The 20,288-nt window shown below is 62.1% G+C and carries 22 protein-coding genes and 1 tRNA gene; 11 read left to right on the top strand and 12 right to left on the bottom strand.

All coding sequences use genetic code 11. The features are described 5' to 3' along the window. The first annotated feature begins 22 nt into the window (after window positions 1-22). Window positions 23-1,576, top strand: a complete 1,554-nt coding sequence (locus AR689_RS21170; protein ID WP_062073350.1) for an amino acid permease — start codon at window positions 23-25, stop codon at window positions 1,574-1,576. A gap of 189 nt (window positions 1,577-1,765) precedes the next feature. Here the strand turns inward: AR689_RS21170 and AR689_RS21165 are convergent, their stop codons facing one another. From AR689_RS21165 to AR689_RS21150, 4 genes are all read right to left on the bottom strand, one after another. Continuing rightward, window positions 1,766-2,401 (bottom strand): DUF2461 domain-containing protein, encoded by a 636-nt coding sequence (locus tag AR689_RS21165; protein ID WP_062073348.1) that lies wholly within the window; start codon window positions 2,399-2,401, stop codon window positions 1,766-1,768. A 131-nt stretch (window positions 2,402-2,532) separates the two neighbouring features. After that, window positions 2,533-4,014, bottom strand: a complete 1,482-nt coding sequence (locus tag AR689_RS21160) for a catalase (RefSeq protein ID WP_062073346.1) — start codon at window positions 4,012-4,014, stop codon at window positions 2,533-2,535. A 14-nt stretch (window positions 4,015-4,028) separates the two neighbouring features. Further along, on the bottom strand, window positions 4,029-4,505 hold the full coding sequence (locus AR689_RS21155) for a Fur family transcriptional regulator (RefSeq protein ID WP_062073344.1): 477 nt from the start codon (window positions 4,503-4,505) through the stop codon (window positions 4,029-4,031). 30 nt (window positions 4,506-4,535) lie between these two features. Then, on the bottom strand, window positions 4,536-5,333 hold the full coding sequence (locus tag AR689_RS21150; RefSeq protein WP_062073342.1) for a hypothetical protein: 798 nt from the start codon (window positions 5,331-5,333) through the stop codon (window positions 4,536-4,538). 91 nt (window positions 5,334-5,424) lie between these two features. Here AR689_RS21150 and AR689_RS21145 point away from each other — a divergent pair, with 91 nt between their 5' ends. Next, window positions 5,425-6,696 (top strand): MFS transporter, encoded by a 1,272-nt coding sequence (locus AR689_RS21145; protein WP_062073340.1) that lies wholly within the window; start codon window positions 5,425-5,427, stop codon window positions 6,694-6,696. A 121-nt stretch (window positions 6,697-6,817) separates the two neighbouring features. Further along, window positions 6,818-7,687: a zinc metalloprotease HtpX gene (gene htpX, locus AR689_RS21140; RefSeq protein WP_062073338.1), complete on the top strand. Its 870-nt coding sequence runs from the start codon at window positions 6,818-6,820 to the stop codon at window positions 7,685-7,687. Between the two features lie 78 nt (window positions 7,688-7,765). Here the strand turns inward: htpX and AR689_RS21135 are convergent, their stop codons facing one another. Beyond that, the gene (locus tag AR689_RS21135) at window positions 7,766-8,257 is read right to left on the bottom strand and encodes a YajQ family cyclic di-GMP-binding protein (protein ID WP_017200185.1); all 492 of its coding nucleotides are present in this window, start codon (window positions 8,255-8,257) and stop codon (window positions 7,766-7,768) included. A gap of 182 nt (window positions 8,258-8,439) precedes the next feature. Here AR689_RS21135 and AR689_RS21130 point away from each other — a divergent pair, with 182 nt between their 5' ends. Continuing rightward, complete coding sequence (locus tag AR689_RS21130; protein ID WP_062073336.1) at window positions 8,440-8,727, top strand: hypothetical protein; 288 nt, start codon at window positions 8,440-8,442, stop codon at window positions 8,725-8,727. A 128-nt stretch (window positions 8,728-8,855) separates the two neighbouring features. Next, window positions 8,856-8,937, top strand: a tRNA-Tyr gene (locus AR689_RS21125). A gap of 231 nt (window positions 8,938-9,168) precedes the next feature. Here AR689_RS21125 and AR689_RS21120 read toward each other — a convergent pair. Continuing rightward, window positions 9,169-9,960: a potassium channel family protein gene (locus AR689_RS21120; protein WP_062073334.1), complete on the bottom strand. Its 792-nt coding sequence runs from the start codon at window positions 9,958-9,960 to the stop codon at window positions 9,169-9,171. Between the two features lie 46 nt (window positions 9,961-10,006). Beyond that, window positions 10,007-10,228 (bottom strand): hypothetical protein, encoded by a 222-nt coding sequence (locus tag AR689_RS21115; protein ID WP_062073332.1) that lies wholly within the window; start codon window positions 10,226-10,228, stop codon window positions 10,007-10,009. A gap of 175 nt (window positions 10,229-10,403) precedes the next feature. Here AR689_RS21115 and AR689_RS21110 point away from each other — a divergent pair, with 175 nt between their 5' ends. Continuing rightward, on the top strand, window positions 10,404-10,949 hold the full coding sequence (locus tag AR689_RS21110) for an acyl-CoA thioesterase (protein WP_062073330.1): 546 nt from the start codon (window positions 10,404-10,406) through the stop codon (window positions 10,947-10,949). 11 nt (window positions 10,950-10,960) lie between these two features. Here the strand turns inward: AR689_RS21110 and AR689_RS21105 are convergent, their stop codons facing one another. Genes AR689_RS21105 through AR689_RS21095 form a run of 3 tightly spaced genes read right to left on the bottom strand, consistent with a single transcriptional unit; the run spans window position 10,961 to window position 13,459 of the window. Beyond that, entirely contained in the window at window positions 10,961-11,761 is an 801-nt protein-coding gene (locus tag AR689_RS21105) for an ABC transporter permease subunit (protein WP_062073328.1), read from the bottom strand. Beyond that, window positions 11,754-12,788 carry an ABC transporter ATP-binding protein gene (locus AR689_RS21100; RefSeq protein WP_062073326.1) on the bottom strand — a complete coding sequence of 345 codons (1,035 nt, stop codon included), beginning with the start codon at window positions 12,786-12,788 and terminating at the stop codon, window positions 11,754-11,756. Before AR689_RS21100 ends, AR689_RS21105 begins: the two co-directional genes overlap by 8 nt. Further along, complete coding sequence (locus AR689_RS21095; protein ID WP_062073324.1) at window positions 12,785-13,459, bottom strand: TetR/AcrR family transcriptional regulator; 675 nt, start codon at window positions 13,457-13,459, stop codon at window positions 12,785-12,787. Before AR689_RS21095 ends, AR689_RS21100 begins: the two co-directional genes overlap by 4 nt. A 153-nt stretch (window positions 13,460-13,612) precedes the next feature. On the opposite strand from AR689_RS21095, the gene AR689_RS21090 reads away from it, so the two are divergent. Continuing rightward, a complete protein-coding gene (locus tag AR689_RS21090) occupies window positions 13,613-13,990 on the top strand; it encodes a thioredoxin family protein (protein WP_062073321.1) in 378 nt (125 codons plus the stop codon). Window positions 13,991-14,115: 125 nt separating this feature from the next. Here the strand turns inward: AR689_RS21090 and AR689_RS21085 are convergent, their stop codons facing one another. Next, on the bottom strand, window positions 14,116-14,394 hold the full coding sequence (locus tag AR689_RS21085) for a putative quinol monooxygenase (protein WP_062073318.1): 279 nt from the start codon (window positions 14,392-14,394) through the stop codon (window positions 14,116-14,118). 83 nt (window positions 14,395-14,477) lie between these two features. On the opposite strand from AR689_RS21085, the gene AR689_RS21080 reads away from it, so the two are divergent. Together AR689_RS21080 and AR689_RS23800 are read left to right on the top strand one after the other, a co-directional pair. Then, complete coding sequence (locus AR689_RS21080) at window positions 14,478-16,154, top strand: AMP-binding protein (protein ID WP_062073316.1); 1,677 nt, start codon at window positions 14,478-14,480, stop codon at window positions 16,152-16,154. Window positions 16,155-16,645: 491 nt separating this feature from the next. Beyond that, window positions 16,646-17,206, top strand: a complete 561-nt coding sequence (locus AR689_RS23800) for a putative endonuclease domain-containing protein (protein ID WP_307781434.1) — start codon at window positions 16,646-16,648, stop codon at window positions 17,204-17,206. Between the two features lie 75 nt (window positions 17,207-17,281). Here AR689_RS23800 and AR689_RS21070 read toward each other — a convergent pair whose 3' ends face one another. Next, entirely contained in the window at window positions 17,282-18,253 is a 972-nt protein-coding gene (locus tag AR689_RS21070; RefSeq protein WP_062073312.1) for a DNA-3-methyladenine glycosylase family protein, read from the bottom strand. 142 nt (window positions 18,254-18,395) lie between these two features. On the opposite strand from AR689_RS21070, the gene AR689_RS21065 reads away from it, so the two are divergent. Beyond that, window positions 18,396-18,788 carry a VOC family protein gene (locus AR689_RS21065; protein WP_062073310.1) on the top strand — a complete coding sequence of 131 codons (393 nt, stop codon included), beginning with the start codon at window positions 18,396-18,398 and terminating at the stop codon, window positions 18,786-18,788. 54 nt (window positions 18,789-18,842) lie between these two features. Next, window positions 18,843-20,228, top strand: a complete 1,386-nt coding sequence (locus AR689_RS21060) for a cystathionine beta-synthase (protein ID WP_062073308.1) — start codon at window positions 18,843-18,845, stop codon at window positions 20,226-20,228. Window positions 20,229-20,288 lie beyond the last annotated feature (60 nt).

Genomic DNA, 20,288 nt, shown 5'->3' with positions numbered 1-20,288 from the left:
CCATCCAGAATGTGGCATTTTTATGAACATCTTCAGGACCAAGTCGATCGAGCAGTCGATCGCCGATGCCGACGAGCCCGGGCGGAAGCTGAAGCGCAGCCTCAGTACCTGGGACTTGATGATCATGGGCGTCGCCGTTGCTGTCGGCGCCGGGATCTTCTCAGTCGGTGCCAAGGCTGCAGCAAACTTTGCCGGCCCCGCCGTCACCATCTCCTTTGCCATCGCCGCTGTCACGTGTGCTCTGGCCATCATGTGCTACGCCGAATTCGCCACCGCGATTCCCGTTGCAGGGTCCGCCTACGTCTTTACGTACGCCACCATGGGCGAGGTCCTGGCCTGGATCATCGGCTGGAACCTCATCCTTGAGCTCTTCACCGCCGCAGCAGTGATAGCAAAGTACTGGGGCATCTACCTCAGTACGGTCTTTGGCCTGATGGGCGTGGACATGCCGCCGTCAGTCAGCGTCTTCGGCATCGATCTCTACTGGGGCGCTTTCCTCATTGTCGCGGTCTTCACCGTGCTGCTGGTGCTGGGGACAAAGTTGTCCGCCCGCGTCGGCAACGTCTTCACCCTGATCAAAATTGCCGTAGTGCTCTTCGTGATCGTGGTTGGTTTCAGCTACGTGAAGTTCTCCAACTACACCCCCTTCATTCCTGCCTCCGAGCCCACCGACTCCGGTGCTGCGGACGTCATGAAGCAGTCGTTCTTCGGCTTCCTCACCGGCGCTGCTCCGGCGCAGTACGGAACCCTGGGTGTCTTCGCCGGTGCAGCCCTGGTGTTCTTCGCCTTCATCGGCTTTGACGTGGTGGCAACGTCCGCCGAAGAAGTCAAGAACCCGCAGAAGACCCTTCCCCGCGGTATCTTCGGTGGCCTGGCAGTGGTCACGCTGCTCTACATCCTGGTTTCCCTCGCACTGACCGGCATGGTCTCTTACACGCAGTTGGCCGAGGTCAAGAACCCCACCCTGACCACGGCATTCGAAGCCGTGGGCAATACGGATGCTGCCAAGGTCATCGCGTTCGGCTCCCTGGTGGGCCTGACCACCGTAATCATGGTGCTGCTCATGGGCCTGTCCCGTGTGGTCCTGGCCATGAGCCGCGATGGACTCCTGCCACGCTCGCTGTCCAAGACCAGCGACAAACGCTCGACGCCGGCCCGCCTGCAGATCATCTGTGGAGCGGCGGTGGCCATAGTGGCAGGTGTCACCAAGGTGGACCTGCTCGAGGAAATGATCAACATCGGAACGCTCTCCGCGTTTGTGATGGTCAGCCTGGGCATCCTGGTGCTGCGGAAGAAGCGACCGGACTTGAAGCCCGCTTTCCGTGTCCCGTTCGGCAAGGTCCTGCCGTGGGTCTCCGCGGTGCTCTGCTTCTACCTCATGACCAACCTCGCCGTTGAAACCTGGATCTTCTTCGCAATCTGGCTGGTCATTGGCATGGGCATCTACTTCGCCTACGGCCAGCGCCACTCACGGCTGAACGAGAAGTTCGCCGCGGCCAAGGCCTCGGTAAACGGCGCTTCCGAGCACCGCCAACCCAAGGGCGATGAGGACGAAGACACCTTCACCAAGGTATAGACCAGTGTGAGCAGCTTGTCAGACAGCTTCCTCATAATGCTGTAGAAGGCGCCCGGGAGCCATAGGTTTCCGGGCGCTTTTGCGTGTCCCCACCGGCGCAGCGCACCTACGGCGCCGCTCCAGCACCGGCGCAGCGCACCTACGGCGCCGCTCCAGCACCGGCGCAGCGCACCTACGGCGCCGCTCCAGCTACGGCGCTGCATGCTGGCCGACCCACTCCACCAGCGGCCTCAGCGCTTCCCACCGGGCGGCGATCTGCTCCTGGGCTGCTGGCGTGGACAGCCACTCCGGCTGACCCACCTCAACGCTCGCTGACAACGACTTGTGCTTGAGCAGCTCCGCGCGTGGATGGTCCTTATCGAAGCCCCGTGGAACGGTCTTGAGCTTCTCACCTTCGACGGCAAATCCTGCCACCGCTGCCGCATCAACGATTCCCTGTAGCTCCAAACCACTGTCTGGAGCATCCACGGCGGCCCGGAATCGCCCCAGCTGCGCCGGAGTGTGCGAGTGGTATCCGCCGCCGATCAGCAGGCCGTCGGCACTGATCTGGAGGTAGAAGCCAACACCCTCCTGCCCGGCAGCGAAGGCGCCTTGGGCTGTCTTGTACGGAGACTTGTCCTGGGAAAACCTGACGTCCCTGTTGGGTCGAAAGAGCTTTGCCGGGCCAAACTGCGGCTCCAGCTCCGCAAGGAGGTCCACCAGCGGCTTCTTCACCTCGGCGTCGTAGATGGCTTTGTGTTCCAGCCACCACTCACGGTTGTTGTTCTCTTCAAGCTCGGCGTAGAAACGGAATGCGGCGGTTGGGATGCCCTCGAATGTACTCATGGAAAAATCCTAGGGATGCCCCTGCCTGCCCAGCCATAGCGGGGATGGGCTATGTGGAAAAAGAAAAAAGAACACCCCGCCGCGGAGATCCGCAACGGGGTGTTCCTGGAAATGCAGTGGAGCAATGACGCTTAGAGCTTGTTGGCTGCTTCGGCGTCGGACTCGGTCTGGCCGGCGCCGAGGTTGGCGCGGAGCTTGGCGCCGAGGTCGGCATCAACGTTCGTCCAGTACTGGATGGCGCGTTCCTTGATGTCGGCGTGCTTCACGCCGCCAACGGCACCGGTGATGGTGTCCAGGAGGCGGGCCTTTGCGGCGTCATCGTAGACCTCGCGGTACAACGTGCCGGCCTGGCCGAAGTCGTCGTCCTCAGCGTGCAGGGTGTGGGCGGAGAGGGTGAGCTCGCCGTCGTTCTCCCAGCCGCCGGCCGGTGAGGTGGGCTCAACAGCAGCCGGGCCACCTACCGAGTTCGGTGCGTACACCGGGGTGGAGGGGGAGTTGAACAGGAAACGACCCTGACCATCCTGGCTGTAGTTGTTGACCTGGTTCTTGGGCTGGTTCACCGGGATCTGTGCGTGGTTGGTGCCCACGCGGTAACGGTGTGCATCTGCGTAGGAGAAGATGCGGGCCTGCAGCATCTTGTCCGGGGAAGCGGCGATGCCCGGTACGAAGTTCGACGGCGCGAAGGTGGCCTGCTCGATCTGCGCGAAGTAGTTCTCCGGGTTCTTGTTCAGCTCCATGGTGCCCACGTGGATCAGCGGGTAGTCAGAGTGCGGCCAGACCTTGGTGAGGTCGAACGGGTTGAAGCGGTACGTCTTGGCATCCTCGTACGGCATGACCTGGACGTGCAGTTCCCAGGAGGGGAAGTTTCCGTCAGCGATGTTTTCCTGCAGGTCGCGGATGTAGAAGTCCGCGTCCGAGCCGGCCAGTTCGGCAGCTTCGTCGCCGGTGATGGTCTTGACGCCCTGGTTGGACTTGAAGTGGTACTTGACCCAGAAACGCTCGCCGGCGGCGTTGATCCACTGGTAGGTGTGCGAGCCGTAGCCCTGCATTTCACGCCAGGAAGCCGGGAGGCCGCGGTCGCCCATGAGCCAGGTGACCTGGTGTGCGGACTCGGGGGAGAGGGTCCAGAAGTCCCACTGCATGTCAGCGTCACGCAGGTGGGTGCCCGGGAGGCGCTTCTGCGAGTGGATGAAGTCCGGGAACTTGATGCCGTCGCGGATGAAGAAGACGGGGGTGTTGTTGCCAACGAGGTCGTAGTTGCCCTCGGAGGTGTAGAACTTCACGGCGAAACCGCGGGGGTCGCGCCAGGTGTCCGGGGAGCCGTTCTCGCCAGCGACGGAGGAGAAACGGATCAGCATGTCCGTCTCGACGCCGGGCTGAAGGAAGGCTGCCTTGGTGTAGGCCGATACGTCCGAGGTGGTCTTGAACGTACCGAAAGCGCCGCCACCCTTGGCGTGCACTACACGCTCCGGGACCCGCTCGCGGTTGAACTGCGCAAGCTTTTCCACCAGGTAGTGGTCGGTGAGGATGATGGCACCGTCAGCGCCGACGGACTTCGAGTGCGCGTCGGAGGTTACGGGGGCACCTGACTGAGTTGTTGAAATGGCAGTCATTGTTCTCCTTTTTCTTATTTCTGGTTTACGGAAGTTACGGGAAGCTGTTGTTTGGACTGGCAGTCCTGGCAGATGCCTTGGTAAAGGACATCGGCGATCTGGATGGTCATGGGCTTGGAGTTCTCATCCCAGTGCGGGGTGAGGCACGGTGCGTGGCCCACGGCGCAATCCACGTCCTCCACCTTGCCGCAGCTGATGCAGACGGCGTGATGGTGGTTATCGCCCACCCGGGTCTCATAGAGTGCCGGCGAGTGCGGAGGTTCAAAGCGCCGCAGCATCTGCAGGTCCGTGAGGTCGCTAAGCACCACATAAACGGACTGCGCCGTCAGTTCAGGAAGTTCTTTGCGGGCCGCGGCAAGGATGCCTTCTGCCGGGGAATGCGGATGGTGCTGGACTGCGGCGAGTACTGCCAGCCGCTGTTTGGTCACACGCCGGCCATGGGCATGCAGGGCGGCTGCCCATTCTGCTTGCTCGGCGGTGTGATCTGTCATGCATTCATTGAAACACTTATTTTGAGGAGTTCACAATAAGGCGAGGCTAACTTCCGGTGAACGGAGCAAGTCTTCCAACGGATTGACTTCTTCAGCGGCTGATCGGCCCAGCGCATGGACACGCAGCGGAGTACCCGCCGACTCCGATTCCACGGCCACGCAACTGAATCCACTCAGGCCTCCACTCAGGGGAAGCTCAGCCAGGGCAGCCGCCATTGCCAGCAGTTCCGCTGGCAGGATCCCGCGAACAGACGCCACAGCCCGGACAGGCTCAATGACCGTATGACCGGGCCCCGTTTGCACGGCCCGAGCCAGCGGACCTGAATCAGAAGCGGCCGAACCTAAGCCAGAAGCGGGCACGACGGCGTCGCCCGCCTGAGGCCCGGAACTCACGGCGGCCTCGGATCGCCTCCGTCGAAGCGCCTCGCGGACCGCGGCGTCGGTAGCTTCCAGGGGGTGGTCAGGCTCCCCGAGGCGACGGTGGGCCGGCAGCGAAAGCTGAGCCCCCGGCGTCGTGGTCTCTCCGTCCCAGCGGCCAAATACATGGAACGTGGGAGTCGAAGACTCAGCAACGGGCTCGCCGATGGCGGAGCCCAACGGGTGCCAACGGTGGGCGAACATCACCGCGAAGCGGGTTGCCCCGAGGACGTCATGAAGGGCAGCGCGTACAAGGTTGTGGCAGAAGAGCCAGTCAGAGGCCGAGGCCTGCGCAAACTCGGTGGATGGATCTGACAGTCGGATCAGAATGTGCCCGGCCGTGAGGGGATGGCGTGGCCGGGCAATCTCCCAAAACCCCGAACGGTACAGCAAACGTCGCTCCAAGCCCATGTCAACTCCTTCCCCGGGGTGAGCCTACCAAGCGTTCCCGCACGGAGGGAGAGTTGCGGGAGGTTGCTGCAATGATCGTTAAGGTAGGACGGTGGCGAAACTATTGGCAGACATCACCCCCTTGAAGGAGAGCCCCGCTTTTCGGCGGCTCTGGCTGGGGGCATCGGTGGCTGCCATCGGAACCCAGCTGACCTTGGTGGCTGTCAGTCTGGAGGTTTACCGGCTCACACAGGAGAGCTTCTACGTGGGTCTCCTGGGCATCTTTGCCCTGGTACCCCTGGTTATTGCCGGGCTTTACGGGGGCTCCGTTTCGGACGCCTACGATCGCCGCAAAGTTGCCCTCGTTGCTTCGCTTGTCCTATGGGCCACCACGGCCGCATTGGCCTTGCAGGCGTGGCTGGAAATCGGCAACATCTGGCTCCTCTACGCGCTGGTAGCCGTACAAAGCGGCGCCCAAGGCATCAACGGCCCGGCCCGCAGCGCCATCATCCCGCTGCTGGTCCGCAAGGATCTGCTTCCCGCGGCCAACGCCCTGAGCATGCTGACGTTCGGTCTGTCCATGACCGCAGGGCCACTCTTGGCCGGTGTCCTTGTAGCCACCATCGGATTCGGCTGGACGTACACCATCGATGTGATCAGCTTTACGTTCGCACTGTGGGGGCTCTTCAAACTCCCGCCCCTGCCACCCTCCAAGGATGCAGCGCGGCCGGGCCTGAAATCCGTGGTGGAGGGGTTTCGGTTCCTGGGCACGCGCCCCAACGTCCGCATGACGTTCATCATTGACCTCATCGCCATGATCTGCGCACAACCGCGGGCTTTGATGCCGGCCATCGGGGCGGTGATGATCGGTGGCGGCGAAACAACCGTGGGTGTGCTGCTCGCCTCCACAGCCGTGGGTGCATTCCTGGCCGGGCTGTTTTCCGGGCCCCTGGGGAGGGTTCGCAAGCAGGGCAGCGCCGTGGTGTGGTCGGTGATTGGCTGGGGTGCTTCCATTGCCGGCTTCGGCCTGGTGGTGCTGCTCGCCGGGGATTCAGGCCACGACGGCGTCACTGCGTGGCTGATCCCGGCTGCCCTGTGCTGCGCCCTCGCCGGGATATCGGACTCCATCAGTGCCGTCTTCCGCACCACCATCCTCCAGTCAGCCACGCCGGACCATATGCGGGGCCGGCTTCAGGGTGTGTTCATTGTGGTGGTGGCCGGAGGTCCCAGGGTGGGGGACCTGCTTGCCGGTGGAGTCACCCAGTTCCTGAGCGAAGGCGGGGTGTTGCTCCTTGGCGGACTGCTTTGCATTCTCCTGGCATGGGTGGCCTCCCGAATGCAGCCCGGATTCGTCGCCTACGACGCCAAGCATCCTGTGCCCTGACCCCGGCTAAACCGTGTCAGCCACAGCGCCAACGTAGGCTGACAACGGAACACGGCGGGCGGCGTCGGCGTTAATGCGTACAGAACCCCTGCCAAAGACGAGGAAAGCGACGATAACAACCGTGCATAAACACAACAATGGACTCAAGACCGCGGCGCTCTTCGGTGTGCTGTGGGCGGTGTTGTTGGGTTTGGGCGCCATCATCGCGGCCGGGACGCGCAGCACCACGCCCATCTGGATCATGGCGCTGATCGGTGTTGGGACCACTGCCTACGGATACTGGAACAGCGACAAGATCGCCATCCGATCCATGGCCGCCTACCCCGTCACCGAGGCGCAGGCGCCGCAGCTCTATCAGATAGTTCGAGAGCTGTCCGTGCGTGCCAACAAACCCATGCCGCGGATCTACCTTTCGCCCACCATGACACCCAACGCCTTCGCCACAGGACGCAATCCAAAGAACGCTGCCGTGTGCTGCACCGAGGGCATCCTCCACCTGCTGGACGCCCGTGAACTCAGGGGCGTCCTGGGCCACGAACTGATGCACGTATACAACCGCGACATCCTGACGTCGTCCGTTGCAGCTGCCGTGGCCGGTGTCATCACCTCCGTGGGGCAGATGCTGCTGATCTTCGGCAGCGGCGACCGGCGCAACGCCAACCCGCTGGCCACCATCGCCATGGCCCTGCTGGCGCCGTTCGCGGCCTCGCTGATTCAGATGGCGATCTCCCGCACCCGGGAATTCGACGCCGATGAGGACGGCGCGGAGCTCACCGGCGACCCCCTGGCGCTCGCCTCAGCCCTGCGCAAGATCGAATCCGGGGTCAGCCAATTGCCGCTCCCGCAGGACCAGCGGCTGGTCAATGCTTCGCACCTGATGATCGCCAACCCGTTCCGCGGCGGCGGGATGAGGCGTATGTTCTCCACACACCCGCCCATGAAGGAACGGATCAGCCGACTGGAACGGATGGCCGGACGCCCGCTTTCGTAATTGGCATAAACGTCGCTGGCCCGCTTTTCCGTGGTTGAACAACCACGGAAAAGCGGGCCAGCGACGTTTAAGAGGGGACTAGCTGCGGAAGTTCACGAACTGCAGATCGGCCTCTTCGAACTTCTTGAGGATGTTCATGGTCTCCTGCAGATCATCGCGGGACTTGGAGGTCACGCGGAGTTCGTCACCCTGGATCTGGGACTTGACCGACTTGGGGGCCTCATCGCGGATGATCTTGTTGATCTTCTTGGCAATGTCCTGGGCAATGCCCTCCTTGATGGTGCACTCAAGGCGGAACTCCTTGCCGGACGGGAAAGGCTCGCCCTGGTCCAGGGATTTCAGCGAGATGCCGCGCTTGATGAGCTTGGACTGGAAGACATCCAAGACGGCCAGGACGCGGTCCTCGGAGTTGGCCTTCATGAGGATCTTCTCGCCGCTGAAGTCGATCTCAGCGCCGACGCCTTTGAAGTCGTATCGCTGGGCAATTTCCTTCTGCGACTGGTTGAGCGCGTTGGCAACCTCTTGCTTGTCTACTTTGCTTACGACGTCGAATGTGGATTCGCCTGCCATGACTCTCCTTAGGTTGGGGGCCCTGTGAGGGCGGGTTGGTCTGGCATCCAGCCTAGTACGGAAGGCGCGGCTTGGGGTCGGGGAGTTCTTTCACAGTTCGCTCACAGCGCATGCAGGGTTGGAACTGAGGCAGCCGGTTGAGAGTTGTACCAGTTGGAAGAACGCATCCACGGAGGATCAGCATGAGCAGCAAGGCCGCCCAGTCCATCAGCAAATCCGCTTCTGCAGCAGCAGGTTCCATCGGTGCAGCAGCAGGTTCCCTCGGGACTGCCGCGGTTGCCGCAGCAAGTGCCGTAGCTGCCGCGGCTGTCGCCGCATCGATCGTCCTCAGCCCGGTCCCTGATGCTGCCGCCCGGATGGATGGGGTCCACGCGGACTTGCTGCGCGCTGTGCAGCTCAACCAGATCACTGCCGAGCAAGCCGAAAAGTTTGAGGCCAAACTGGCGGGCAGGATCCTCGGAGAAGCCTGAAATCCGGCTAAATCCCGGGCGTCCGGCGCCGATTAGATTCTTCGCAGAAAGTTCTGTAAGGTTATCTCTGCCTTCGGTTACCGGATCTAAAAGAAACGGTCTCCGGAAGTGATCTTCTTTTGAAGTTCGGCAGATTACCCGAGCGGCCAAAGGGGGCTGACTGTAAATCAGCTGGCAACGCCTACGGGGGTTCGAATCCCTCATCTGCCACCCAAAGAAAATCCCCGGAACCACTGGTTCCGGGGATTTTTTGTGTGCCTGGGGACATCCATTGTCGTCCTGGCCGGGCAAGCGCATCAGCGAGGCTCCGGGTCGCGCGAGTGTGGCTACCACCAACTTTGATTTGATTGGCCGGACGGCACGCCGCAAACTACGGCATGTCACGCGAGATTCGTGCTCAAAGAAGGTGGTGACGGCACGGGAGAGAGTCCGATGCCTGGACTACGTCTCCCTCTCCTGCCCGATCTGCGAGCCTTCCCTGATCTCGGTGGCTTGCCGGAGTTCGGCAATCTCCATCCGAAGGGCCGCGATTTCGGTCACGAGGTCCGCCATCTCGGCGCGAACCGGTTCCTCGGCGGCGACGGCCTTCTTTTCGGCTGCAGCAGCCACGTCCTCGGCGTTCTCCTCGATCCGTTGCACGAGCCAGGAGGCTATGGAGGCCGTGACTATACCCAGGACCGCGATCCCGCTCATCATCAGGGCTGCCGCGACGATCCTGCCGATGGGGGTGACGGGGTAAAGGTCTCCGTAGCCCACCGTGGTGATGGTGGTGACAGCCCACCAAGCGGCATCGCCGAAAGTGGTGATTTTGGCGTCCGGGGCGTTTTGTTCCACATCCAACACAGCCAATGCGCCGACGAGGATGAGCATGGCCGCTGCTCCCGCCACGTAGGTAGCCACGCGTCCGCGCAGGGTTTCGCCGACGGTCCGCTGCAGCACGGACAGCAAGGTAACCAGCCGCAGCAGGCGAAGGGGGCGGAAGAAGGGGAGCACCACTATCAGGAGTTCGTGGAGATTCCAGAGGAACCACCGCATGCGGTCCTCGGCTAGCCAAAGATTGACGAAGTAGTCCAAAGCGAAAATTCCCCACGTGATCCAGAGAATCACTTCGAAGGGGATTGCGTCGGCCCCGCTGACGCGACCTATGACTTGCCACGCGTATGCCGTGAGAAAGATCAATGCTGTGGCCATGAGGGGCCATTCAACCAGGTCCCTGTATCGCGCTTGAGTCATACGGGAATACTAGCCACAGGTAAAGGCCTGCCTTTACTACAAGGGATCAGGAAGCCGGCTTCTCCAGCCAGTAGCCGTCCAGGTGGTGAATCAGTTGACGCCCCAGGCCGCCTTTGAGCTGGATCCACAACGTACTGCGATCGTTGGTCATGCCATCGATGGTTCCCTCGATCCGGTTGCCGCGGGCATCCTGGAGGACCACGTGCTGGTGGCGGGAGAGTTCAGGCCAAACATCACCTTGCGGCCTGGCGGTTTGCAGCGTGCTCAAAGGGGTCCCCCTTGTGTGTTCCATCAATATGAGTTTCAGATATTGTGCACGTCTTTCATGAACCAGCGGTAAACGTTAGTGCAAACGTTGGACATAAAGCCGCTTTGTCCACGGACCGGGTCCACTATGCGGTCCCCACATTCCCCGCGAAGTTACTGATGGGTAACATTGAGTCATGCATCTGCTTCTTCGCACCCTCATGTTGCTGTTCACGTCCTCCAAGCGCTCGCGATTGGGCGTCTGGGAAGAGTCCTCGCTGCCCCTGCGGGTTCTGCCCACTGACATCGACATCGCAATGCACGTCAATAACGGCATGTATTTTTCGTTGATGGACCTCGGCCGGTTCGACCTCATGGTTCGCAGCGGCATCTGGGCTCGGATGCGCAAGCGTGGCTGGAGCCCGGTGGCAGCGGGTGAAACCATTGCCTTCCGCAAGTCCCTGCAACTTTGGCAGCGCTACACCATCGAGACGCGCATCATCGGGCTGGACACCAAGGCCATCTACTTTGAACAGCGCATGGTGGTGGACGGTGAGATTTACGCCCGGGCGCACATCGCCACCCGCTTGGTCAGCAAAGGCAAGCCCGTCACGCAGGAAGAAATCATTGCTGAGTTCGGAGCGCCACCGGCTGACCTCGAGTTGCCCGAGTGGATCCACGAGTGGCGCGAAAACAACGCCCTTCCCGGAGCCAGGCGTCCGGCACCGCACGCCTGGCGCTAAGACATCTGGAGTCAGAGCCCTACGTCCCGGCGTTGCAGCGCCACGGCTCCGAGCACGATCAGCGCTGCCGAGATTCCGTAGAGACCCGCGGTAGCTCCCCAGTCCGCGCCGTTGGCTACCGGGGAATTGCCGTATGCCCAGTGGTACGGCGACAGGTTCAGCAACCACTCGACGTCGGGACTTTGCCGTCCTACTGCGTTGAACACATACCCGAGCACAGCCACTGCGGCACCAACTGCGATCCCGTACATCTTCCGGCCGTTCAACGCACCGGCGAAGAGTGCAGCAGTCCCGCTGAGCAAGGCCAGCGCGGCAAACAGCAGCACCGCCCCGGCGAGATGCCCGACGTCGATGCCCAGTTGCGAGGGCCCGTTCAGTCCCAGCACCACCAGGAAAACGAGGAGCGAAAGCAACGCAATACGAACCACCATTGCCAGGGCGCGTTCCAGGACTACCTGCACGCGGGTCACGCTGTGGGCGAGCGTCAGTTCGAGCAAACCGGATTCCTCGTCGCCACCCACGGCCGCGGCACCCCAGCTGATCGAGGCCATGGACATCAGCAGGAATCCGATCAGCCCGAACATGGTGGCCTGGGTGTAGCCGGGGCCCGACGCGATTTGATCGTAGTTCAGGGCCTTTGTCATTTCGGGAGGAAGCGCATTGATCAGGTCCTGCATCTGCGCGCTGCCTCCGATCGAGGGATAGAGCGGCAGGTACAGCATGCAGGCCGCCGACAAGCCCACTGCCCACGCCAGCGTTGAACGCCACGAGTCGGTCAGAGCCTTGGTGAACAAGGGGAGGATCCTAGGCACGATATGCTCCTTCCGCGTCCCGGCCATGTAGGTGACCGTTTCCCAAAGGTTGGCCCGGCCCTGTGGGCTGGCTGGACCCCGGAGGCTGGCCCGGCAGATCCGATGGGACGGTGTAGAGCTTCAGTACGGCTTCCTCCAGGTCCGGCTCTTCGAGGACCAGATCCGTCAGGTTCAACCTGGCCAGTTCCTGGACCAAAGGCTGAACCTGGCCGGAGAGCGTCGCTGTGGCCTCAACTGTTGGGGCAGCGTGGCCGTCGGCCTTAAGTTCCCGGACAGCCACGTTGGCGACGCCGGGTACGCGGGCCAGCAGCGCGCCGACGTCGTGCGCTTCCGTCCCGGTACTGTTGAAGCGCAGCTGCCGGACCGCTGCCGTCCTGAGCGCCTCCACGGTGGAAACGGTGACGATTTCGCCGTCACGGAGGATGGCCACGGCGTCGGCGGCCTGCTGTACTTCACTGAGGACGTGTGAACTGAGGAACACCGTTGCGCCATCATCGACTGCCTCGCGAACCATCGCGTGGAACACCTGCTGAACCAGCGGATCCAGGCCGCTGGTTGGTTCGTCCAGCACCAGGAGTTCGGGCTGATGCATGAAAGCCTGCAGCAGCCCGAGCTTCTGCTTATTGCCTTTGGAGAGTTTCCGGGTCTGGCGATCGAGATCCAGGTTCAGCCGTTCGGCGAGGTGGCTGACATGCTTGGGGTCCACCGGCCCGCTGATCGCCGCGAAGTGCTCCAGCATGCGGCGCCCCGTGGTTCTGTTCTCCAGGTGGAGCTCGCCGGGAAGGTAGCCGATCCTGCGGCGCAGCGCGGTGCCGGCCGACCGGGGATCCTGTCCCAGCACGGAAATGGACCCCGCGCTGGGCCGAATAATGTCCAGCAGGCAGCGCATCGTGGTGGTCTTGCCCGCTCCGTTTGGTCCGATGACGCCGAACACTGTTCCTGGTTCCACCGCGAAGTCGAGTCCGTGCAGGACCTCCCGTGACCCGAACTTCTTTCGCAAACCCTCCACCACAATCGCGTGGGTCACGGGGCATGCTCCCTTCCTGTGCTGGTGTTGCTATTGATGGCCTCGCGGGCCGCGTCCAGGAACCGCGCATCGGTGTAGAAGCCATGCGTGTAAATCTCCAGGGCGGGCAGGGTTAGTTGCCGGAGCAGTTCGGGGCCGATGCCGTGGGACTCCGGGCCCGCGGCCCCCAGCGTCCGTGAGAGGTGCCGGCCCAGCATGAGGATGCAGAGGCTGTTGGAGGCGATAACGACGGCAGTGGACCGGACGTCGTTGAATTTCCGGATGGTTCCGGCCTCCATCCCGGCGTGGATGATGTCCTGGGTTTGCTTGACGACGGCGTCGAAGAAGGCGTCGCCGGCCTCGGACTCATCGCTGAGGGTGCGTCGGATGTACGTGATTTCGTCGGCGTACTGGTCCGGGTGGTTCATGTAGTCCTGGATGAGCTGCCGTGTGGATACCGGATCGGCTTTTTCGCGACCCTGTGTTGCTGTTTGCGCGAGGACATGGTGATCGCAGGCATCGCGCAGCCCTGCTTTGCTTCCAAAGTGATGGATGACCAGGCCTGGACTGACCCCGGCGGCAGAGGCAACGTCCCTGACGGTGGCGCGGGCGAATCCATCGCGTCCGAAGAGCCTGATGGCGGCGTCGCGGATGCGGGCCCGGGTGGTCAGATCCTCTGCGCTTGAACGCATGTTTCATAGACTAAACACATGTTCAATCCGGAACAAGGGGTTTTAGGTGAACCGCGAAAAACTCCGGCATAAGCATTTATTCCCGGTGACGCAGACAGCGAACAGGTAGCCCCTCCGCGGGACTTCGCGGGCGGGGTCGCGTACCGTGGAAGCATGGCTACAGTTGACATCACTGGAGAACAGTTCGCATCGACCATCGAGGACAATGACATTGTCCTGGTGGATTTCTGGGCATCCTGGTGTGCCCCGTGCCGTCAGTTTGCCCCCACATACGGGGCAGCGTCAGAGAAGCACGCTGACGTGGTGTTCGCGAAGGTAGACACCGAGGCTGAGCAGCAGCTCGCCGCCGAGGCCGGGATCACGTCCATCCCCACGCTCATGGCCTTCCGTGAAAAGGTCCTCGTTTTCTCACAGCCGGGCGCCCTCAACGGTCCGCAGCTTGAGCAGGTTATTGAGGCCGTGAAGGGCCTGGATATGGAAGAAGTCCACGCGCACGTCGCCAAAGCACGTGCCGAGGCTCAGGAAAGCTAAGTCCAATGGGCGGCTTCGACCATCGAAGCCGCCGAAAAGCAGCGAGGTCGCCGGAAAATTCCGGCGACCTCGATGTGTTTAAGGCGTCCTCGCAGTCTTCCCGCGGTTCCGCTGAATAATGGTGGCTAGAGCCGCTCGAGCTTGACGGGCTCGGCCAGCAGGGCGCTGAGGGACTCGTTCAAGTCCTGGACGGCGATGCCCTTGGAGTGCTTCTCCAAGAGCTCCTCGGATTCCCACCGCTCGGTCAGGACAAGCTTTTCCTCGGTAGCTTCGGTCAGTTCGTAACGGATGCAGCCGGGCTCGTTGACCACCTCGTCGATCGCGATTTCCAGGGCGAGTTTCACACGGAAAAATTCGCCGTCGTTGGGGATGAACGTGGCCTGCAGGTCAATGGGTGCACTCATGGTTCCAACACTACCGGCAGGACACGACCCCGCTGGAGGTGGTTACGGTTCTGTTGCGGGCAGTCCCTTGGTAGCGTTCCGTCATGTTGTCCTACACCGCCGGAGACACTGACGTCCCGCTGCTTGAAGAGACCATTGGTGCCAATTTTGAGCGCATCGCTGCGCAGTTCCCCTTGCGGGATGCGCTGATCGAGGCCGCTGCCGCACCAGGTGGTGACGCCCGCCGGTGGAGCTACCAAAAGCTGAACGACGACGTCGATCACCTCGCCCGCGCGCTGCTCGCCATGGGCGTGAGCAAAGGCGAAAGAATAGGCATTTGGAGCCCCAATTGCGCTGAGTGGACCATCCTTCAGTACGCCACGGCCAAGATCGGTGCGGTGCTGGTGAACGTGAACCCGGCCTACCGGAGCCACGAGCTGGAGTTCGTGGTGAAACAGAATGGTATGCGGATGCTGGTAACCGCGCCTTCGGATAAGAACAGCGATTACGTTGGCATGGCCAGGGATGCCGCCAGTAACTGTTCCGATCTCCGGGAGATCGTCTTCCTTCCGGGGGCGCCGGAATCGGGACTCACCGTGGGCGTCCCGGAAGCCAACCACGAACTCACGTACGGCGAACTCCTGACCCGGGCGGACGGCGTCGGGCCTTCAGCGTTACGGGACCGCATGGCGGAACTGGACCCGCACGATCCCATCAACCTGCAGTACACCTCAGGGACCACAGGTTTCCCAAAGGGTGCCACCCTGACGCATCACAACATCCTCAATAACGGGCACTCGATCGGCCGGCTCCTGAACTACACCGAGCGCGACCGGGTGGTGATTCCCGTGCCGTTCTATCACTGCTTCGGCATGGTGATCGGAAACCTGAATGCGCTGAGTTTCGGTGCGGCCACCATCATTCCGGGCCGTGGGTTCAGTGCCTCGGCGGCGTTGGAAGCGGTGCAGGATTTTGGTGGGACGTCCCTGTACGGGGTGCCCACCATGTTCATTGCCGAGCTCGCGCTGGAGGACTTCACCTCCTATGACCTCTCCACACTCAGGACAGGGGTGATGGCGGGCTCTTTGTGTCCCATAGAGGTGATGCGCCGGGTGATCGATGAGATGCACATGGTTGACGTGGCCATTTGCTACGGCATGACAGAAACTTCGCCTGTGTCCACCATGACCCGGGCTGGCGACACCTTGGAGCAGCGGACCGGCACGGTGGGCAGGACAATGCCGCACTTGGAGAGCCGCATCATTGATCCGGGTTCGGGGGAAGTAGTGGAGCGTGGTGTGATCGGCGAGCTCTGCACGCGGGGTTACTCGGTGATGCAGGGCTACTGGGGCCAGCCGGACAAAACCGCTGAGGCAGTGGACGCTGAGGGCTGGATGCACACCGGTGACCTTGCCCGCATGGAGGCGGACGGGTACCTGGTGATCGAGGGCCGGATCAAAGACATGGTGATCCGCGGCGGCGAGAATATCTACCCGCGGGAGATCGAGGAATTCCTGTACCTTCACCCATCCATCCAGGACGTGCAGGTCATTGGGGTTCCGGACGAAAAGTACGGCGAAGAGCTGATGGCCTGCATCATCCTCAAGGCGGGCGCACCTTCCCTGACCGCCGAGGATCTGGCTGACTACTGCAGGGGCAAGCTGGCCCACTACAAGATTCCGCGCTACGTCGATATCCGCGAGCAGTTCCCCATGACGGTCTCGGGCAAAGTGCGGAAGGTGGATATGCGGCAAGACGCAGTGACCCGGCTGCACCTCTAAAGCAACGCGGGGTCACTTATGGCCCCCTAAACGCGGCTGAGGGGGCCATAAGTGACCCCGCGTTGCTCAGACTGCCGGCTGACCTGTGGATAACTCCGGGCAGCACACGTTTTACCTGCACACTTGAGTGCATGGTTCGTTACACATCGTTGCCGGAAGGGCTCGAGAACAGGCCATTCACCATCTACGAATCCCGCGCTGAGGGCGTGCCGCGAAAGCGTCTGAGGGCTAATGACCTGGAAACCGGTGGCCGGCTGATCTATGTGCCAAGAGCACGCGACCTGGAACTGGGTGAACGGGCACGAATACTTACAGCAGCCACACCCTCCGCCTGGGTATCACACCAAACGGCCGCTCTCCTGACGGGGTTGGGCCTCCCACCGTGGATGGCGGACCAGCAAACTGTTCATCTGAGCAAGCCACGCCATCTGCCGTGTGTCCGCAGGGAAGGCGTCACGGGGCACAGGGTTCACGTCATTCCAGGGGAAGTCATGGACTTCGACGGCATCCCGATTTCTGTGCGTCCACGCACCTGGCTGGATTTGGCGAAGTCACTGCCACTTCCGTACGTGATCGCCATGGGCGACCAACTGATCCGCAAGCCCAGGCCAGCTTTGGAGTTACGTGTTGAGCCATACGCCTACCCGTCCGGTCTTAGGCTATTGATCCGTCAGCACCCCAACCTTCAGGGCGTGGAGAAAGCCCGCCTTGCTTTAGATGAGATGCGCGTTGGGGCTGACTCGTACCCTGAAACCTTCTTACGGTTGGCAATGTGCGATGCCGGGCTCCCCGAACCGGAATTACAAGTGCAGTTGAATCCCGAAGACCCTTGGTCTCCGACAGCGGATCTTGGATACCGGCGCTACCGTATAGCTATCCAGTACGACGGCGCCCATCACCTGACGAGACAGCAACAGTCGCGGGACAATCGGCGGGATGAGGCGTTTCTCAGCGCCGGTTGGAGCTATTTCAAGTTCAACGCAGACGACCTGGCTGATGGATTTGCCCGAGCGATCGGGAGAATCAAGAAAGCGAAACTGCGCGCCGCATAAGCAAACGCGGGGTCACTTATGGCCCTTTCAGCGCCTTAAAGGGGGCCATAAGTGACCCCGCGTTGCTTTAAAGAGTCAGTGGCGGCGGTGATCCTGGACCGTCATTCGAGGACCGAAAGTGGGCTTGCGGAAGCCACTGAGATAAAGCATCCGCACCAGCCGCTGCCTCTGGCCACGCCACGGCTCCAGCAGCTCGATCATGCCCGCGTCGTCGGTCTTTTGACCCGTCAAGGCGTACCCCACGTAAGCGGCCAAATGGTAATCGCCCACGGAGATTGAGTCCGGGCAGCCGTGGGTGCGTTGGACCACTTCGGCAGCAGTCCAGATTCCGATGCCCGGTATGGTTTGCAGTTTGGCGCCGGCCTGGGCCGAGTCCAAGTCCGCCAGCCGTTCAAGGGCGACGGCGGACTGCAGCGCCCGCATCACAGTGGCTGAACGCTGTGGTCCAACCCCTGCCTTGTGCCACTCCCAGGACGGGACGGCCAGCCACTGCCTGGCGGTGGGAGGGACCAGAAGCCCGGCAGGAGCTTTACCAGGGGCAGGCGTTCCGTAGCGGTACATCAAGTACCGGTAACCGCGCCGTGCCTCCAAAGACGTGACTTTTTGTTCCAGGACGGCCGGCACCAGTGCGTCCACCATCCGCCCTGTGGAGGGCAGCCGCAGAGCTAGGTTCCGGCGTCGTGATTCTGTGACAAGCCGCGGGAGGGTGGCATGGAATCCGGGCTCATCGAAAGCCGACCAGTCGTCCTGGGCGCCCAGAAGCCTGGGCACAGCAGCCACCGCGTCTTCTGCTCCTGGTCCCCAAGCCTGGGCATCCACGAAGCACCCGGCCCCCAGGCCACCTCCTGAAAGGCGGAGCGACGCCGGACCGGAAGGGGTAGTGAAGGCCATCCAAAAACCGCTGGAGTGTGCTGCAAAGGAAGGATCCGCAGCGCCTCGCATGAGCGGAAACATGGTTTGGTCCAAGCGGAACGAAGCCCCGGGATGCCACCGGATGGCTGCATCAGCCGCGGCCGCAACAAGGGGCGGGGCTTCTGCGATGGTCATGTTTTCATGGTCCCACGAGCGGCTGACAATCTGCAGCCTGAGCACCTTACGCCAGCAACCACCCGCCGCTAGACTCCCTGATGTGGCGTGGGTGGGCCGCGCCGCATCCAAGGAACAATGCCACAAACAAGGAGCGCAAACCATGGCTGCCATAGTGCATTTCGAAATTCCCACGGACAACAAGGACAGAGCCAACACTTTCTACCAGAGTGCCTTCGGCTGGACCCTGATCCCCATGGAAGGCATGGAGTACACGGCGGCCATCACGGCGCCCTCCAATGAGGAGACCGGTGCCCCCAACGAGCCAGGTGCCATCAACGGGGCGCTGTTTCCGCGCACGAACGAACTGAAGACGCCCATCCTCACCATCGATGTTGAGGATCTCGACGCCGCATTGGCACAGATCGAATCAGCAGGCGGCAGCGTGGTCCAAGCCAAGGATGCAGTGCCGGCCATGGGGTGGTTCGCCTACTTCAAGGACACCGAGGGCAACATCTTGGGTGTCTGGCAAAACGACACCTCGGCCGGTACCTAGCCCCTCGCTGCCTCGCGTCAGGTTCAACAGCGACCAGACGGTAACTTTGTATCTATGAAGTATGCCCAGTCCGTGTTGGACCTCATCGGCAATACGCCGCTCATCAAGCTCAACCACGTCACGGAGGGCATCAAAGCCACCGTCCTCGTGAAGCTCGAATACCTCAATCCCGGGGGGTCCATCAAGGATCGGATCGCCGTGAAGATGATCGAAGACGCGGAAAAGGATGGTCGGCTCAAGCCGGGCGGAACCATTGTTGAGCCGACGTCGGGCAACACCGGAGTTGGGCTGGCGCTTGTAGCCCAGCAAAAGGGCTATAAGTGCATTTTCGTGGTGCCGGACAAGGTGGGCGAGGATAAGCGCGCCGTGCTTAAGGCATACGGCGCCGACGTTGTGGTGACGCCCACCTCCGTGGCTCCCGACAGCCCGCAAAGCTACTACGGCGTATCCGACCGCCTGGTCAAGGAGATCCCGGGCGCCTTCAAACCGGACCAGTTCTCCAATCCCGCCGCCCCCGGCAGCCACTTCGAGTCCACAGGCCCGGAAATCTGGCAGGACACCGACGGCCGGGTCACCCATGTGGTCATCGGTGCGGGCACCGGTGGCACCATCACCGGTACGGGACGGTACCTCAAGCAGGTCTCGGCGGACCGCGCAGAGTCCGACGGCGGCCAGGTCAAGGTCATCGGCGCGGACCCGGAAGGTTCGGTCTACTCAGGCGGAACCGGTCGACCCTATTTCGTGGAGGGCGTGGGCGAGGACATGTGGCCCGGCAACTACGATCCCACCGTTCCCGATGACGTGATCGCCGTGTCTGATGCCGACTCTTTCTCCATGACCCGCCGTCTCGCCCGAGAGGAAGGCCTCCTGGTGGGCGGTTCCTCCGGCATGGCCGTGGTTGCGGCGCTGCACGCTGCCAAGGACCTGGACGAATCGGCCGTTGTGGTGGTGATCCTCCCGGACTCCGGCCGTGGCTACCTCGCCAAGATCTTCAACGACCAATGGATGCGTTCCTACGGCTTCCTCTCCGGCGGAGAAGAAGCTTCCGTGGGCGAGGTGCTCAAATCCAAGACGGGCGAGATGCCGGATTTGGTCCACATCCACCCGAACGAAACAGTCCGCGATGTCATCAACATCATGAACGAGTTTGGCGTCTCCCACATCCCGGTGCTCTCCCAGGAGCCGCCCGTGGTCATGGGTGAGGTGATGGGTGCTGTGGACGAGCGCAGCCTCACCAGCAAACTCTTCCGCGGTGAAGCGAAGCTGGCGGACAAGGTCTCCGAACACATGGGTGATCGGCTTCCGGTGATCGGATCCCTGGAAACCATTTCCGCCGCCCGTGCGCTGCTGTCCGACGTCGATACCGTCATGGTGACCTTCGCCGGAGCGCCCGTGGGCATCCTGACGCGCCACGACCTCCTGGCCTACCTGAGCAATTAAGCGCCGCGAGCTGACCCCTGCAATTTCTGAACGAACCTATCCGATGAACGAACCTAGAGG

It is taken from the genome of Arthrobacter sp. EpRS71, assembly GCF_001512285.1.
In the GTDB taxonomy this organism is placed as follows: domain Bacteria; phylum Actinomycetota; class Actinomycetes; order Actinomycetales; family Micrococcaceae; genus Arthrobacter.
The sequence above is the reverse complement of the archived record's forward strand: the minus strand, read 5'-3'. Positions and strand labels throughout refer to the sequence as shown.